At 60.2% G+C, this 15,384-nt stretch carries 14 protein-coding genes and 1 pseudogene; 3 read left to right on the plus strand and 12 right to left on the minus strand.

Annotation, left to right across the window (positions count from 1 at the left end; genetic code table 11):
• Positions 1 to 266 (minus strand): alpha/beta fold hydrolase (locus HMPREF2724_RS06265; RefSeq protein WP_210386684.1); only part of this gene is annotated, 266 nt, incomplete at its 3' end.
• Positions 267 to 403: 137 nt separating this feature from the next.
• Here HMPREF2724_RS06265 and HMPREF2724_RS06270 point away from each other — a divergent pair.
• Both HMPREF2724_RS06270 and HMPREF2724_RS06275 read left to right on the plus strand, forming a co-directional pair.
• Entirely contained in the window at positions 404 to 703 is a 300-nt protein-coding gene (locus HMPREF2724_RS06270) for an acyl carrier protein (protein ID WP_061923789.1), read from the plus strand.
• 2 nt (positions 704 to 705) lie between these two features.
• Positions 706 to 1,488, plus strand: coding sequence for an HAD-IIA family hydrolase (locus tag HMPREF2724_RS06275; protein ID WP_061923793.1), 783 nt, complete (start codon positions 706 to 708; stop codon positions 1,486 to 1,488).
• A gap of 16 nt (positions 1,489 to 1,504) precedes the next feature.
• Here the strand turns inward: HMPREF2724_RS06275 and HMPREF2724_RS06280 are convergent, their stop codons facing one another.
• Positions 1,505 to 1,903, minus strand: coding sequence for a hypothetical protein (locus HMPREF2724_RS06280; protein ID WP_062038085.1), 399 nt, complete (start codon positions 1,901 to 1,903; stop codon positions 1,505 to 1,507).
• A 258-nt stretch (positions 1,904 to 2,161) separates the two neighbouring features.
• Complete coding sequence (locus HMPREF2724_RS06285) at positions 2,162 to 2,965, minus strand: serine hydrolase domain-containing protein (RefSeq protein ID WP_070587766.1); 804 nt, start codon at positions 2,963 to 2,965, stop codon at positions 2,162 to 2,164.
• Between the two features lie 129 nt (positions 2,966 to 3,094).
• On the opposite strand from HMPREF2724_RS06285, the gene HMPREF2724_RS06290 reads away from it, so the two are divergent.
• On the plus strand, positions 3,095 to 4,801 hold the full coding sequence (locus HMPREF2724_RS06290) for an alkaline phosphatase D family protein (protein WP_070587773.1): 1,707 nt from the start codon (positions 3,095 to 3,097) through the stop codon (positions 4,799 to 4,801).
• A 153-nt stretch (positions 4,802 to 4,954) separates the two neighbouring features.
• On the opposite strand, the gene HMPREF2724_RS13170 is transcribed toward HMPREF2724_RS06290, so the two are convergent.
• The 9 genes and pseudogenes from HMPREF2724_RS13170 to deoD form a co-directional block, all read right to left on the minus strand.
• Positions 4,955 to 5,755 carry a prolipoprotein diacylglyceryl transferase gene (locus tag HMPREF2724_RS13170; RefSeq protein WP_246818223.1) on the minus strand — a complete coding sequence of 267 codons (801 nt, stop codon included), beginning with the start codon at positions 5,753 to 5,755 and terminating at the stop codon, positions 4,955 to 4,957.
• Positions 5,756 to 6,102: 347 nt separating this feature from the next.
• Positions 6,103 to 6,567 (minus strand): annotated as a pseudogene (locus HMPREF2724_RS13175) (mechanosensitive ion channel family protein); the annotation flags it as partial.
• A 58-nt stretch (positions 6,568 to 6,625) separates the two neighbouring features.
• Positions 6,626 to 8,212, minus strand: a complete 1,587-nt coding sequence (locus tag HMPREF2724_RS06300) for a peptide ABC transporter substrate-binding protein (protein WP_070456102.1) — start codon at positions 8,210 to 8,212, stop codon at positions 6,626 to 6,628.
• Positions 8,213 to 8,344: 132 nt separating this feature from the next.
• Positions 8,345 to 9,481, minus strand: a complete 1,137-nt coding sequence (locus HMPREF2724_RS06305; RefSeq protein ID WP_061923808.1) for a trimeric intracellular cation channel family protein — start codon at positions 9,479 to 9,481, stop codon at positions 8,345 to 8,347.
• Positions 9,482 to 9,652: 171 nt separating this feature from the next.
• A complete protein-coding gene (locus tag HMPREF2724_RS06310) occupies positions 9,653 to 10,579 on the minus strand; it encodes a PRC and DUF2382 domain-containing protein (RefSeq protein WP_061923810.1) in 927 nt (308 codons plus the stop codon).
• A 325-nt stretch (positions 10,580 to 10,904) separates the two neighbouring features.
• On the minus strand, positions 10,905 to 12,482 hold the full coding sequence (locus HMPREF2724_RS06315) for a phospho-sugar mutase (RefSeq protein ID WP_070587778.1): 1,578 nt from the start codon (positions 12,480 to 12,482) through the stop codon (positions 10,905 to 10,907).
• A gap of 27 nt (positions 12,483 to 12,509) precedes the next feature.
• Complete coding sequence (gene deoC, locus HMPREF2724_RS06320) at positions 12,510 to 13,157, minus strand: deoxyribose-phosphate aldolase (RefSeq protein WP_061923817.1); 648 nt, start codon at positions 13,155 to 13,157, stop codon at positions 12,510 to 12,512.
• A gap of 10 nt (positions 13,158 to 13,167) precedes the next feature.
• Complete coding sequence (locus HMPREF2724_RS06325) at positions 13,168 to 14,577, minus strand: MFS transporter (protein WP_062038073.1); 1,410 nt, start codon at positions 14,575 to 14,577, stop codon at positions 13,168 to 13,170.
• A 20-nt stretch (positions 14,578 to 14,597) separates the two neighbouring features.
• Entirely contained in the window at positions 14,598 to 15,347 is a 750-nt protein-coding gene (gene deoD, locus HMPREF2724_RS06330) for a purine-nucleoside phosphorylase (RefSeq protein ID WP_062038070.1), read from the minus strand.
• Between the last annotated feature and the right edge of the window lie 37 nt (positions 15,348 to 15,384).

Genomic DNA, 15,384 nt, shown 5'->3' on the forward strand with positions numbered 1-15,384 from the left:
GGGGTGACTTCGGGGGAAAGGCCGTGGCCGCGGATGTCGACAAGCAGGCAGCGTGCCTCCGGGAAATGCCGGCGCATGTAGTCCACCTGACTGTAGTAGGCCTCCGCGGACAGGCAGTAGCCGTGGATGAACACCACAGTGATGTCCGAGTCCTGCGGGCCGACCTCGTACCACGCGATGTCCAGGCCATCGTTGCGCACGGTGCCCAAGGAATCGATTCCAGTCAGCCCAGGCTCGTCCGTGTGATTGTGCAAGGACTCGTACATGAGGTGCTGTTCGTTGCGACGCGTCGGCCGCAAACGGCGCGCCCAACTGTGCGCAATCGTCTTTGCTCGAGCCCTATAAATCATGACCTTCCCATAATAGCCGCACCTACCTATATGACCCTATTAGACTAGGACGCATGGCAAACGACCTTTCCGCGCAACTGCAAGCTCGCTTCAACCAAGCCCCTGAAAAGGAGGATAAGCGCCAAGACACTTTCGGCGCGGTGGCTGAGCTCATCAAGAAAGTCACTGGCAGCGCGGAGGGCGTAGAGCGTGAGGCCGCCCTCGAGGACTTGGGCGTGGATTCGCTCGAGCGCATCGAGCTGGCTGTGCGCGCCGAGGAACGCTTCAAGGTGCGCTTTGACGAGGCCGCAATGAAAGACATCCACACCGTCGGCCAACTTACCGAATACCTAGATAAGCACATGGAGGTTTAGCTTTGATTTCTTACCTATCCGATATGGACGGCGTCCTCATCAAAGAGGGCGAGATGGTGCCCGGCGCTGATAAGTTCATCCAGGCGCTCTATGACAATGACATCGAGTTCATGGTGCTGACGAATAACTCGATGTCCACTCCGCGAGATTTGTCCGCGCGCCTGCACAACACGGGCCTGAAGATTCCAGCCGAGCGCATCTGGACTTCCGCCACCGCCACCGCAGCATTTTTGACCACCCAGACGGGCGAGGGCAAGGCTTATGTGGTGGGCGAATCCGGCTTGACGACGGCCCTCCATGAAGCAGGTTGGGTACTCACCGACAACGACCCAGACTTCGTGGTCTTGGGCGAAACGCGCACCTACTCCTTCGAGGCTATTACCACCGCCATTAATCTCATCCGCAGCGGCGCGCGCTTTATTGCCACCAACCCTGATGTCACGGGCCCGGCGCCGCAGGGCGTGTTGCCAGCAACGGGTGCGGTCGCGGCACTGATTACCGCGGCAACCAACCGGGAGCCTTATTACGTGGGCAAGCCAAACCCGGTCATGATGCGCTCGGCGCTCAATAACATAGGCGCGCATTCCGAGAACACGGTCATGATTGGTGACCGCATGGACACCGATGTGAAGTCCGGCTTGGAGGCCGGCCTGCGGACCATCTTGGTGCGCACTGGCATTAGCGACGATCGCGAAATCCAGCGCTATCCATTCCGCCCGAACCAGGTGCTGGATTCGGTGGCAGATTTGGCTGATCGCGTCACTAGCCCCTTCCCCGAGGACTAGTTCTTCGGAGCTAAGGCTAGATTGTTACGTCAACGCGCGCGCTGAATGCGTGCTCGCTTGATAAGAGCTCGACTTCCCTTTCGAGGGCGGCGAGCTCTTTTTGCGTGCCGGTGATGACTTGGCGGCAGCCGATACCCACGCGTGCCGGTACGACGGCGCGCACAAGTTCGGCGTCACCGGGCATGTCCCGGTACCACCGTGTGCACCACTGGGCGGTGAGTGGATCGTCGCCGGGGACGATGAACTCTGACTCAGTGGTGATGCAGCGTGCCATGGCACGCTCTACTGCCGGGCGCAGTTTGCGGGGCATCCCCGCAATGGTGAGCACGGCGGTGTGCACCTGACCGGCATTGCGGTGCGGCCAGGCGCTGGGTGCCGTTGCAGTGGCGACGGCTTCGTGAACGCGAGTATTCACGCCGATTCTCCTTCGACATGTTTAAAGCAGCGCTTCACAGACCTCCCTAAAAAGGGGCGGCCTCCAAGTGCTGCCAGACGAGCTTCGTCTTCCCCAACGAACTGTCTGCGCGTTGGGGCCGATTCTCCCGCGTCACATGAGCCCCATCAACCCTAAACAACCACTTCAACCCCCGTTTGATAAACCTCAACCGAAGGTTGAAAATTCACACGAGAAACATTAGTTAACAAGGGTTTTCGAGAGCCTCACCAGTAACGCCTATCGCGCCTGACACTCCTTCCAAATCGCTGTGTTCGCCTCCGCCCACAAGAGCTTGGCCCAGTCGCCAAAATCGCGATCCGTCAGAGCCACCATGGCCCAATCCCCCGCCAGCCACAGATAGGTTCCAGACATACCGAAGTGGCCTACAGCGCTGGAAGGCAGCGCGCCCATCCACTGCTGTTTCTCGCCGTGAATCTCAAAGCCCAAGCCCCAGGTGCAATCCTTGAAGCTGCCATAGCCCGGCACAATTCCACGCAGGCCAGGAAACTGTACGCGGCGCATCTCGGCCACAGTGCCTGGGTCCAACAGCTGTGGCGAATAGACTTCGGCGGTAAAGGCCGCAAGGTCACTGACCGTGGTCACCAAACCGTGGCCGGCAGAGCCCTCAAGACGCGTCGAGCCCATCCCCAGCGGAGCAAACACGCCCTCGCGCAGATACTCCGGAAAAGGCATTTCCGTAGCCTCTTCCACCACCTCTGCCGCCCACTCGTAGCCGGCCGAGGAGTAGATGCGCCGCTCGCCCACCGGCTTTTGCTGCTCGCGGGAATCAAACTTCACGCCCGAAGCATGCGCCAGCAGGTGCCGCAAAGTCGAGCCTTCTGGCCCGGCGGGCATATCGAGGTCCACCGCGCCTTCCTCCACGGCCATGGCAACGCCATAGGCCACCACCGGTTTGGTCACCGATGCGACGGAGAAGGCCCTGTCCAGCGCGCCCACCGACTCAACGATTTCGCCGCGATGCAGCAGCGCCCCAGCGATATTGTCAGCTGGCCATTCGGAAATCTTGGAGAACTCACTCATGCATTCCAGCGTACCCAGCCCCATCCTTTCGAAAGGCCAGAAAAACGCTACGTAAACCGCAAGTAAAGGCAAAAATAAATCTTTCTCCCCGAGTTGCGAGCTTTCCAAACCGGAGAATATTTGGGGAACATGAATATTTTTCCGCAAAACACCTCTCAGAATGATGCGCCTGCCCGCCGCGGTTTTAACCGCCGCCGCTTCCTCCAAACCAGCAGCGTCGCCTCCGCCGCGGCGCTGACCGCGGGCGGGCTTAGCCCGGCCAACGCGCAGAGCTCACTTCCCGGCAACAAACGCCAGCTCATCGATCCGCCAAAGGGCGAGCTACCTTTCCTGCACGGCGTGGCCTCCGGCGATCCGATTCCGGATTCCGTCATCCTGTGGACCCGAGTTACCTCCTCGCCTGACACAATGCCTGGCTCCGGCGTGGGTCCCGACATCACGCTCGAGTGGGAGGTGGCGAGAGATGAGGAGATGCGCGACGTCGTCAAGCGTGGCAACGTGGTAGCCACAGGCGAGCGCGACCATACCGTTAACGTGGACCCGCACGGGCTTAACCCCGAGACCACGTACTTCTTCCGCTTTCGCGTCACCGACGGCGAGCACGCGGGCAAGGCAAGCCCGGTCGGACGCACGAAGACTGCCCCAGCGGCGAATGCTTCCCCGGAACAGCTAACCTTTGGTGTGGGCTCCTGCGCGAACTGGGAGTCGGGCTTTTTCAGTGCTTATACGGACATCGCCAAGCGGGCGCGCGCTGGCCAGCTGGATTACATGATTTTCTTGGGCGATTACATCTACGAATACGGCGTCGGCGAGTACTCGGGCTTTGGACCGGTGCGCCACCATCACCCGGCGCACGAGATTGTTTCGCTGCAGGATTACCGCGTGCGCTTCGGCCGCTACCGCACAGACCCAGAGTTGCAGGCAGCCCACGGCGCACTGCCTTGGATTGTGGTGTGGGATGACCACGAAACAGCCAATGACTCCTGGGCCGGCGGCGCCGAGAACCACGATCCGGCAACCGAGGGCGACTGGAATTCCCGGCGCGCCGGCGCGATGCAGGCCTACTTCGAGTGGATGCCGGTGCGCATGACGAATCCTTCTCAGGATGGCCACATCTACCGTTCACTTACCTTCGGTGATTTGGTGGAGCTGACCATGATGGATCTGCGTACCTACCGCGACAAGGAGCTTTCCTGGGACCCGGCGGGCTTTGCGAAGGAGGACCGCACGATGCTGGGCTCCGAGCAATACGAATGGCTGCTCGGCAAGCTGGAAACCTCGCAGACCGCGTGGAATATGCTGGGCAATTCCGTGATGTTTTCCCCGCTGAACCTGATTACGCTGCAGCAGGATCCGCAGACCGAAAAGGTATCTTCGGCGCTTTCTTCCAACATCACGGGCATCCCCGTCAACGGTGATCAGTGGGATGGCTACAGCGCTGAGCGACGCCGCGTCATCGAGGCACTGGCCGCCAAGGGCTCCCAGGCGCTCTTCGTCACCGGCGATATCCACACCGAGTGGGCACACAACATCACCCACCAAGGCAACATCATCGGCGCGGAGCTGGTGTGCGCTTCGGTTACGGCACCGAACATCAACGAGCAGTTGAAGCTTCCGCAAAATAACGCGCTTTCCGACGCCGCCGAGCACATCCTGCGCAGCGCCAACCCACACTGCAAGCACGTGGACCTGGATAACCACGGTTATTCCTTCGTCACCGTGCGTCGCGAGGAAGCGGAGATGCATTGGTTGCGCGTGGATGACATCTTGACTCCCGGCTCGCCAGTTCGCGATAGCCTCACGATGACGTGGCGCAAGGGGCAGGGCTTCAAATAGGGGCTTTAAATAAGGAATTTACCCCCGGTTCCCCCCAATCTGGTTGCTTGTTAACATTTCCCTGCGCGTTTCGATATCCATTACGCGGCGCGCGGGCGCCGTTGGGAATCTCCCCCTATTCCCCTTCACTTATTGCCCTATCCTCCCTATCGCTCAAGCGCCGTCGCTTCCCCCAGCGGCGGCGCTTTCTTCTGCCGCGGTGGGCTCCGCGCTAGGCACCGCGCTCTGTGTTGCGGTTTCAGCAGGTACGGTGGTGGCGGCGTCGGAGTCAGCGCCCGAGGAGCCCGAGCGCGAGTCCGCCCGAGAGCCGTCCTCACTAGAGCCGTCCTCACTGGAGCCGTAATCGGCAGAGCTTTCCGCGCTTGTGGTTGGCTCCGCGGCCTCGGTCGGGGTGGTGGTCCCCGGGGCAGGCGGGGTCTCCGCCGAGGAGTCGGCCTCCTCCCCCGGCGCGACTGGGGCGGGCGCTTCCGAGGTGGCGGCGTCGCGCTGTGACCAGTAGGCAGGGTTTAGCCAACCGGTGCCGGCGTCCTCCGGATTCCAGGAGGCAAAGATGAGCAGTCCGGTAATCGCAAGTGCCGCCAGCAGCGTGGTGGTAGAAGAACGAACGCGCCCACCGGCAGTCCACACGTACTGGAACTTGCTGCTTGGGGTATCCGCACGCCAGATGCCGGTGGCCGGCTTTTCTTCCTTTTCCACATCCGCACTCGCGGGCTTGCCGGGGCCATGGTCCTTGGCTTTGGCAACTTCCTCCAGGGCGGTGTCATCATTGTCTGCGTTGTGGGCGCTAGCGCGCGCTGCGACGCCATCTGCGCTTGCCGACGCCGCCACTGCCGCGCCCAGCCCCTTTTCCGCCGCGGTTTCAGGGGTGCGCTCGATACCGGGCTTTCCACGGAGCTGGAAGGACCTGCAGGAAATACGCCGGTCGCGTTGCTGGGTAGGTTGTAGTGATCCCAAAACGCCGAGAGCAGCGCGGAGCGGATTGCGCGCTCAACCGCCCACTGCCGCGAAGGGTTGACCTGCACGAGCACGCGGTATTTAACCTGCCAAGGCTGACCCGCAACAGTTGGTTCCACGATGCCGGTGGCAGAAAGGATCTCGAGCTCGCCGGCGACGTCGCCAGCAATGGCCGGATCCTTGATGGCCTGCTGGGAAATCGTACGCACCTGGGAAGTGATTTCCTCAAGGGTCTCGCCCTCGTGGAGCGGCACCGAAAGGTCCACTACAGCGCGGGACCAATCCTGCGAGAAGTTGGTGATAACGCCCGCCGAGCCATTGGGAACCATGACCACCTCGCCCGTGGGCGTACGTACCTTCGTGGTGCGCAGGGTCAGCGCCACCACGGTTCCTTCCACGCCCGTTGTGCCCTCAAAGCTCACGTAGTCACCGACGCCGAATTGCTTTTCCGAAAGGATGAAAAAGCCCGCGAGGAAGTCCCCGATTATCTTCTGTGCACCAAAACCAAGGGCGGCAGAAACCACCGTCGCCGGGATTGCCGCGCCCAGCGCCGGCACGCCCACGTTCGAGAGTGCGGCCAGCACGAGCAAGAAATATGCCACCGCCTGCAATACGTAGACCAAAGCTCCGCCCAAGGCCAGGCGCGCCTTCGTGGACTCTTCGCCTTCCTCGAGCCGCGATTCCAGGACGCGGATGGCCAGCCGACCCAGCCGCGGCACCAACATGCCCAGCAGCAACAACGCGACAAGCGGCAGGACATGGTCGATTCCGACCTGCCACATCCGATAAAAGAAGTAGCCAACGAGGTTCATATTTTTAGATTAGCCAGGATTCCGCAACGACAACCGGCTAAAAGCTAAAAATGCGCTGTTAGCCTTTGTCGCGAGTCAGCTCAAAGTAAAACGGCTTTCCCTTCCAGCTGAAATGTGGACGCGCGATATCGGTGTCATAGCCGCCAACCACGTTGGATTCCCACAGCGGCAGCGCCGGCAGGTCATGCAAAAGGATGGACTGCGCTGCAAGCAGTTTTTGCTCTTGGACCTTTTTATCGAGTTCGGAATTGGCTTCCTTGAGCAGCCTGTCGAATTCCGGGTTATTAAAGCCGGACTCGTTGAGCAACGAGCTAGATGCGAAGACCGGCTCCAGAAAGTTGACCTCCGAGGGGTACGCAGCCTGCCAGCTGGAACGGAAGGAACCGCGCATCTGACGGTCCGTTACGGCTTGCCGGTACTTCTTAAAGGTCGAGAAAGCACGGCCATAAGCCTCGATACCAAGTGTCTCTGAAACCTGTTTAGTTACCGCATCGACCCATTCCGCATGCCCGCCATCCGCGTTATATCCCAGAAGAAATGGCCCCGTCCACGGCGAGATGGCATCAGCCTTTGCCCACAGTTCGCGTGCCTTTTCTGGGTTATAAACCAGCACTTCCTGACCCGGAATCATCCCCATCTCAGGGCAATATTTTTGGGTGGCAAAACATGTAACCGGAGTGACAGTATCGTCCAAGACTTCGTGCGCGATGCGGGTGCGATCGAAGGACATGGAGATGGCGCGGCGTCGCAAAGCGCCGGCCTCTCCGCGGAACATCGGGTCATTGGCCGGGATGGTGATGAAGCTGAACATGGCGGAAGTCTCGTTGAAGCTTCGCCCGTCCAGTTCCTCCTCAAAGCGGTGGATATGCGTGATCGGCACATCCGTGACCAAGTCCAGCTCGCCGCGCTGCAGGGCAGCATAGGATTCCTCTTCGGTCTCATAAAAGCGAAACTCCAGCCCCTCGTTACGGGACTTTCGCGGGCCGACATATTCCGCGTTTGGGATAAGGTTGATCTTTTCATCCCTATCCCAGCGCGCCAGGCGGTACGGACCGTTGCCGATGGGGTTCATGCCATATGCGTCATAGCCCTTCTCGGCTGAAGGATGCATGGGGAAAAAGACCGAATGGCCCAGGCGTTTCACGAAGTTCGCGGTAGGCTCGGCCAGCTCAATGTGGAAGGTTCTATCGCCTGTTACCTTAAGACCACGCATGGTGGGCTCGCCCTCCCCAAATCCCAGAATCGGCTTGAAGAAGTAGGAGGAAAGCATGTTGTTTTGAACAGCTGCGTTCCAGGAATCCACGAAGTCACGCGCACGAACTGAAGAGCCGTCGGAGAACTTCGCATCCTCACGCAAGACGACGTCGTATTCAGTAGGCGAGGTCTGGGTAATCTTCTGAGCAACGTCGTATTCCGCCTCGCCTTCCTCGTTGAGGTAGACCAAGCCGGAGTAGATGAGATTAACGATGGTCGCGGCCGGCACATCGTTGATATCCGCTGGCAGCAGCGGGTTCTGCGGCTCCGCGCCGTCAGTGGTGATGAAGTCAACGCCCGAGATATCCGGGGTCTGGTCTGGGGGAACACACGCCGATAATGCCAATACCAGGGTGGCGGCTGCGCTAACGCTTAATACGCGCTTTAACATGACGTTTTCCCCCTTTCCACTTATATAAGGAATCGCCTCGGAAAGTCCTGAATGATTCCACCGCATAAGCTTATATGATTGCCCAGCTAAAGCAGAAGAAAAGGTGAGTTTTTACACTTAAGTATCCACTTTTTAATTCTGCTTCTTATAGCGCTGGACTAAGTGCTCCACCAACTCATCGGTCAGCTTTTCATCCGAGAGCACGATGTCTAGGTTCTCACGCTGCTCCTTGAGCATTTCTGGATCGAGCAGCGGTTCATCCTCGTCATAGTCCTCATAGGAATCGCCGCTTAAGTCCACGCCGATTTCCTGCAGGATGCCCTTGGATTCTTGGCTTAGAGCTTCCTCATTCTTCGCGGCAGAATCGGAGTCGGTGGCTGGGATGGCCTCGCCGTGGAGCTGCTCCATGGTGTCGGTGAAGGACTCAAGCAGCTCGGTGGCATCGCTGGTGGCGGCCGCACGGAGGCGACCATTTTGCACTTGCTTTTCGATGCGGCGCTGCAGGGCTTTTTCCATCTGTTGGTGCCGCCAGCTGCGCACCTTGGTGGGCTCTAGGCGACGCCCCACTGCCCGGCCTTTGTTCTCGGCCTTACGCGCGAGCAGCATGACCTGCGCCGCAGTATCGTTCAGCGGCGCCCATTCCTGGCGGGCAGGAATGCGCCAGCCGGCCCAGATGCCGAACAAGGTCAGGATGAAGGAAACGACCGGCCCCACCAGCATGCCAGTGGCCAGGTGGTCGAAGGAATCGGCCACGAGCACCACTGCGGCACAGGCCACCGCGGGGATCACCGTGGGCTGATTATCGCCGAAGACGGCTGGCTCGCGGCCCATACTGATGTCACGGATCATGGAACCGCCCGTTGCAGTAAACACGCCCATCATCACGCATGGGATAAGCGGCAGGCCATAGGTCAGCGCCTTCACGGTACCGGTGGCTGCCCACAGCGCGGAGACTATGGCATCCCCGTGAGATTGAATATAGTCCCAGGTTCTGCCTTTGAAGTAGAAGAATCGTGCAATCAGCGCGCCGGCGAAAGCAAGGTAGAGGTATTCCGGCTGCGACATGGCAGCGACAGTGCCGCGGTTGATGAGGACGTCACGGATCATGCCGCCGCCCAAGGCTGAGAACATCGCGATAAAGAAAAAGCCCACAATGTCATAGCCGCGCTGGCGAGCAAGCGTGCCACCGATGATCCCCATCAATAACACGCCGCTGACGTCGGACCAGTAGTACAGCGCCTCAATCAGCGGATCCACCTCAACATTCATGATTCCAGTCTATGGGCAGAGGCGCCCTACGGCAGGGAAGTTCCTAGTCTTTTCCGAACGCGGGAGGAAGCGAGAAAGACATAAAGACAAATAGGCCGCCGGCAATACTGCCAGCGGCCTATTTAGGAGGTGTCTGTACTAGGTACTAGCTACCTAGTACTATCCAAGTTTTTACTTGGTGGTCTTGCCGTCTACACCCTCGGTCTCGATGCGCTCCTTGCGCAGATCCTCGGAGACGCGCTCGGTGTCGGTAACTTGCTTCTTGTTCAGCTCAACCTTCTCAACCGGAACGGTGTCCTTCTCAACGCGGACGCGCTCCTCGTGGAGGGTGACGGATGCTTCGTCATCGGTCAGGTTATTCTTGCCGCGCAAGGAAGCAGCCTCTTCCTCGGAGATTGGGGTGCGCTCGACGCGAACCTCTTCGCGGGTAACCGGAACCTCAACGTTCTCGGTCTCGGTTACGACATACTTGCGCAGGCGAACCTCACCGGTCTCGACGCGCTCCTTGTTAACGTCCAGCTGCTCCTCGGAACGAACCAGGGAATCGCGGCCATCAACGTCAGCGTGGGTGTGGCCAGCGTTCTTGGTGTGGTCTGCAGCCTCGGTGCCAGCAACGTGGTCCTTGTGAGCGTGCTCCTTGTGCTCTGCACCAGCAGCGTGCTCTGCACCAGCAGCAGCGCCAACGCCTGCACCTGCACCAGCGCCAGCAGCCAGGCCAGCCTTGTTCTTATCGGAAACGTCGTGGCGGCCACCGGTGTAGGCCTGCTCGTCCTTCATGGTGTCAACGCCGTAGTGGCGGAAGATTTCGTTCTGGTCGTTTGCGCTAAGAGCCTTGTCGGTGTCAACGCTTGGAGCATCCTTGATGCGCTCCTTGTCGAATGCGAGGATGAGGTCGTCTTCGCCAGCGAACTTGTGGCCGCGCATCGGAACGATGGACTCGCTCATACCAAACAGACCGTGGCTAACCTCAACGAAGGTTGGCTGACCGGAGTTGTCATCAACGAATACTTCCTTGACGGAACCCAGCTTGTCGCCGTTTACGTCGTATGCGGTCTTGTTGAACAGGTCCTTGATATCGCGTGCATTCTGGTTAGTCATAATTTCCTCTTCCTTTAAAAATGGGCAACTATCAGGCCGTTTGGAAAAACTAAGCGTTTGTGCTAGCTCTCTTTACGGCGCCGAAACCCACAGTACGGAAGTCGCGAGATTCCGCCACCGCAATGTATGGACATCGCCTGCCATAAACCTGTGAAATGTCTTCATTCAAGCGTTAAAAGCCAGCTTATAGGGTTAGGTAACGGTTAGGTCACAACCCATAAATTTCTTAAAATTAATGGCACCAGACGCGAAAGGGGGCGTAACGCGCTCAGCGTTACGCCCCATCTCCTTCCAGGCATCACGGCCCAAGGCAAAGAACTTGCAGCTACATGTCGAAGAAGACCCGCAGATCCTCTGCAATGGCATCCAGGCGGGCCGGATCCGGGGACTCCAGGTAGCACTTGAGCTTCGGCTCGGTGCCAGACGGGCGCACGATGACGCGGTCATCGTCCACGGTGTAGAGCTTCATGCCTTGAGCAAACTTTTCTGCCTTTGCAATCTCCGAGCCCGCCAGTTGAGTCGGTGGGGTCGAGGTGATCTTTTCCATGCCGCGGGTAATCAGCGAAAGGTCTTCCACACGGAAGGTCAGCGGAGCGGTGGCCAGGCGGCCCACGGTGGAGTAAATCTCTGCGAGGCGATCCTGCAGGGTGATGCCTGCATCCTTGCACTCCGAGGCCAGGCTGGCCAGAACCACCGAGGTGGCAACGCCGTCTTTGTCGCGCACGGCCTGCGGGTCGGGGCAAAAGCCGATGGCTTCCTCATAGCCAAAGCTCAAGTCATGGGTTCGGGCGATCCACTTGAAACCGGTGAGCGTTTCCTCATGCGGCAGGCCGTAGTGCGCGGCAATGCGGCCCAGCAGGCGCGAGGATACGAGCGAATTAGCAAACGTTCCACCCACTCCCCTGCGCGCCAGGTAGTCACCCAGCAAGGCGCCGGTTTCGTCGCCGGTGAGCTGACGCCAGACGACGCCGCCTTCCGCACCGTGCGTCGGGATAGCGGCCGCACAACGGTCAGCATCCGGATCGTATGCGATGAGAATGTCCGCGCCGATCTTTTCCGCGTGCGCCTTGCCCAGGTCCAGAGCGCCGGGCTCTTCCGGGTTGGGAAAGGAAACGGTTGGGAAATCCGGGTCCGGCTCGGCCTGTTCCGGCACGAGGGAAACCTCGAAGCCGACCTTCTCGAGCAGCGCGGTGCCCAGCTTTGCGCCCACGCCGTGCATGGCAGTCAGCGCAATCTTGGCGCTGGTGGACCGCCCCACCAGCTTGGCGGCGCGCTCGAGGTACTGCGCGCGGGTATCGACTTCCTCGATGTTGTCGGCGGAACGCGGGACTTCGCTGGCAAACGGCGCCGCAGCAATCGCCGCTGAGATCTCTGCGTCCGCCGGGGAGACAAGCTGCACGCCGTTGGCGTCACCGGTGGCCACGCGGCCGCCCAGGTAAACCTTGTAGCCGTTATCGGCTGGAGGGGTGTGGGAGGCGGTGACCATGATGCCGGCGTCGGCGCCGAGCTCGCGCACGCTATAGGCGGTCAACGGCGTGGGGTTCTGCTTGGGCAGCACCAGGGCACGGCCACCGGCAGCGGAGATAACCTCCGCAGCATCCTGGTAGAAATCGGCCGAGCCGTAGCGGGCATCGCAGCCGATGACCACGACTGGGTTTTCAACCTGCTGTTTTAGCCACGAAACCAAACCATAGGTGGTGCGGATGACCACGGCACGGTTCATGCGGGACTCGCCTGCCCCAACGGCGGCGCGCAGTCCGGCGGTGCCGAAGGCCAGCGGGCCGGCGAAGGCGCCGGACAGCGCGGCTTCGTCGCCAGCTTCAATCCAGCCCAAGACCTCGTCACGGGTTAACGGGTCTGGGTCGTGTTCGGCCCACGTGCGAGCGTATTCAACAAGTGACATTGTTTCCTCGATTCAGCTTCTAAGCCACTAGTTTTCTAGGTCCGCCAGCACCGCGGCGGAGGAAGACAGGCCGAGGCGGGTGGCGCCGGCGTCGATCATCGCCTGCGCGTCCGCGCCAGTACGGATGCCGCCGGAGGCCTTCACGCCGAGACGGCCGCCCACGGTATCTGCCATGAGCTTTACTGCGTGAACGCTGGCGCCGCCGGCTGGGTGGAAGCCGGTGGAGGTCTTGACGAAGTCAGCGCTGGCAGCCTCGGCGGCGCGGCAGGCGGCGACAATCGCGTCGTCGGAAAGCGCGGCGGACTCGATGATGACCTTCAAGACCTTGCCCTGGCAGGCGCTGCGCACGGTGCGGATCTCTTCCTCGAGTGCGTCGAAGCGGCCCTCAATGGCCAGCGCGATGTTGATGACCATGTCGATTTCTTCGGCGCCATTGTCCACGGCAAGGCCTGCCTCGGCGGCCTTGATCTCCGGCTTGACCGCGCCGGAGGGAAAGCCCACCACGGTTGCCACGTGTAGACCCTCGGGAACCTCGACCGGCAGCTGGGACGGGGAAATGCACACCGAGTAGGTGCCCAGGCGCTGGGCTTCCTCGATGAGTGCGGCGACGTCCTGCGCGGTGGCTTCCGGCTTGAGCAGGGTGTGGTCGATCATGGATGCGACGTTGGATGACATTTCTTCTCCTTTAAGCGAGTGTTTCGGAAGCATCTACAGATTTCGCGCGAGAAACATCTCGCGCCTTGCGGGCCATGATGCGGTCGGCCACGACGTAGAGGACGGCGCCACATGCGCCAACGGCGGTCAGCACGCCGAGGGCGAGGTTGAAGCCATCGCTTACGTCAATGAGCTTTGCGGTGTACGCGATGCCGAGCGGGATGGCGATGTTGATGGTCAGGTTGTAGAAGCCGATGGCAATGCCGGACTTCGCGGCCGGGATATTTTGCAGCGCAGTGTTGACCAGCGGTGCATACATCAGCGCGAAGCCAGAAGCGAAGGTCACGATGGTCACGGCCAGCACGGCGACGTGCTCCTGCACGAAGAGAGCGGCTACGGCCAGGGAGCCGACGATCATGACAATTGCGGTGTAGATAGTCTGGCGGGAGTTCAGGACTTTGCCGATCTTGCCGGAGAAGACACCGACCAAGATGGCGCAGATGTAGCCCGGAATCATCAGCAGGCTGGCGCGGTCAATGCTCATGCCGTGCAGCTCGTTGGCCGCAAATGGCAACAAGAAGATGTAGCCCAGCTGCGTGGAGTAGATGAAGAACACCAGGGTGATTGCCCACACGTAGCGGCCGTTGGTGAAGAATTCCGGGCGCACCACGGGCGCCTTAGCGGAGCGGATGTGCAGCGTAAATCCAATCACTGCCACGACGGCCAGGAGGAGCCACTTCCAGTTGAACGCCTGCATGAACATGGTCAGCGCGGTGGCGAAAAGTCCCACCAGGATAAGGCCGAGCACGTCCAGGTTTGACTCCACTGCTTCGTCCTCGGGCACCATCTTGTGGATGGCCGGGATGCACAGCACGAGGATGAGCGGCACGAGGAACATCGCGGTCCACGAGATGTAGGTGGAGATAAAGCCGGAGGTCAGCGCGCCAATCAGCAGGCCAGCTTGGAAGGCGGCGGTGGAAAAGCCGAGGTAGGTCTTTTGGTCTGCTTCAGATAGGTGCTTGGTCACGTAGATGACGTACAAGGTTTCCGCGGCGGCCAGGCCGGTGGTCTGGATTAGGCGGGCGGCCAGCACGATGGGCCAAGAGCCTGAGCCCACGAAACCAATAATCGAGCCGACGGCCACGAGGAGCACACCGGTGATCATGAGCTTGCGGATGGACACGGAGTCCGCCAGCGCCGCGTAGACGACGGCGCCGATGCCGATGATGACGCCGGCAAGGGATGCCTGCAGCGAGGCGGTGTTGTCATCAATGCCCAAGCCTTGCGCAATCGGCATGGTCATGGTCTTAAAACCATTATCCACCACGAGGGAAAAGACGAAGCAGAATAGCAGCACCGGTACGGCTGCCTTAGGGTTGAGGGCTGCATCGACGCCGCGCTTTACGACGCCCGATGGCTTAGCGTTTGTAGCTTTTGACATGGCTTTTTAAGCCATCCTTCCTAGTCCAGGCCTGCCAGTGGCAGTGCGAGCTTCATCATGGTGTGGAATGCGGTCTGGCGCTCCTCAGCCGAAAGGTGGGTATCGGCAGCAATGTTGTCAGAGACGGTGAACAGGCCGAGGGCGTTCACGCCTGCCTCGGCAGCGGTGGCATAAAGCGCAGCGGATTCCATCTCGACGCCGAGCACGCCCATGTGTGCCCAACGGTCATTGACGGTCTGGTCGAAGTTGTAGAAGACATCGGAGCTCAAGACATTGCCGACGTGGATGTGGGCATCCTGCTTTTCTGCCTCATCGACAAGGCCCTTGAGCAGCTTCCACGAAGCCGTCGGAGAGTACTGGCCCGGCAGGTTGTACTGGCTCAGGAAGTTGGAGTCAGTGGAAGCGGCGGAGGCGACGATGACGTCGTGCAGGTCGATGTCCTCCTGCAGCGCGCCGATGGAGCCGACGCGGATGAGGTTCTTCACGCCGTAGTTGTGGATGAGCTCCCAGGAGTAGATGCCGATGGAAGGCATGCCCATGCCGGTGCCCATGACGGAGACGCGGTGGCCCTGGTAGGTGCCGGTGAATCCGAGAATGTTGCGGACTTCGTTGAACTGGACGACGTCCTCTAGGAAGGTATCGGCGATGAACTTTGCACGCAGTGGGTCACCTGGCAGCAGGATGGTCTCTGCGATTTCCGCGCCCTTGGGGTTGATGTGCGGGGTGGCGATTTCGGTGGAAAATTCGTTTGCGTGTGCGGCTTCAGACACGGTGAACTCCTATCGGAAGGATAATGACTTTCAGGCA

Origin of the sequence: Corynebacterium sp. HMSC071F07 (genome assembly GCF_001810285.1) — a bacterium.
In the GTDB taxonomy this organism is placed as follows: Bacteria; Actinomycetota; Actinomycetes; order Mycobacteriales; family Mycobacteriaceae; genus Corynebacterium; species Corynebacterium simulans.

What these genes read in the sequence shown, in the direction of transcription:
- HMPREF2724_RS06270 (WP_061923789.1), top strand. Translation starts at nt 404, where the DNA reads ATGGCAAACGACCTTTCCGCGCAACTGCAAGCTCGCTTCAACCAAGCC.
- HMPREF2724_RS06285 (WP_070587766.1), bottom strand. Translation starts at nt 2,965, where the DNA reads ATGAGTGAGTTCTCCAAGATTTCCGAATGGCCAGCTGACAATATCGCT.
- HMPREF2724_RS06290 (WP_070587773.1), top strand. Translation starts at nt 3,095, where the DNA reads ATGAATATTTTTCCGCAAAACACCTCTCAGAATGATGCGCCTGCCCGC.
- HMPREF2724_RS06300 (WP_070456102.1), bottom strand. Translation starts at nt 8,212, where the DNA reads ATGTTAAAGCGCGTATTAAGCGTTAGCGCAGCCGCCACCCTGGTATTG.
- HMPREF2724_RS06305 (WP_061923808.1), bottom strand. Translation starts at nt 9,481, where the DNA reads ATGAATGTTGAGGTGGATCCGCTGATTGAGGCGCTGTACTACTGGTCC.
- HMPREF2724_RS06310 (WP_061923810.1), bottom strand. Translation starts at nt 10,579, where the DNA reads ATGACTAACCAGAATGCACGCGATATCAAGGACCTGTTCAACAAGACC.
- HMPREF2724_RS06315 (WP_070587778.1), bottom strand. Translation starts at nt 12,482, where the DNA reads ATGTCACTTGTTGAATACGCTCGCACGTGGGCCGAACACGACCCAGAC.
- deoC (WP_061923817.1), bottom strand. Translation starts at nt 13,157, where the DNA reads ATGTCATCCAACGTCGCATCCATGATCGACCACACCCTGCTCAAGCCG.
- HMPREF2724_RS06325 (WP_062038073.1), bottom strand. Translation starts at nt 14,577, where the DNA reads ATGTCAAAAGCTACAAACGCTAAGCCATCGGGCGTCGTAAAGCGCGGC.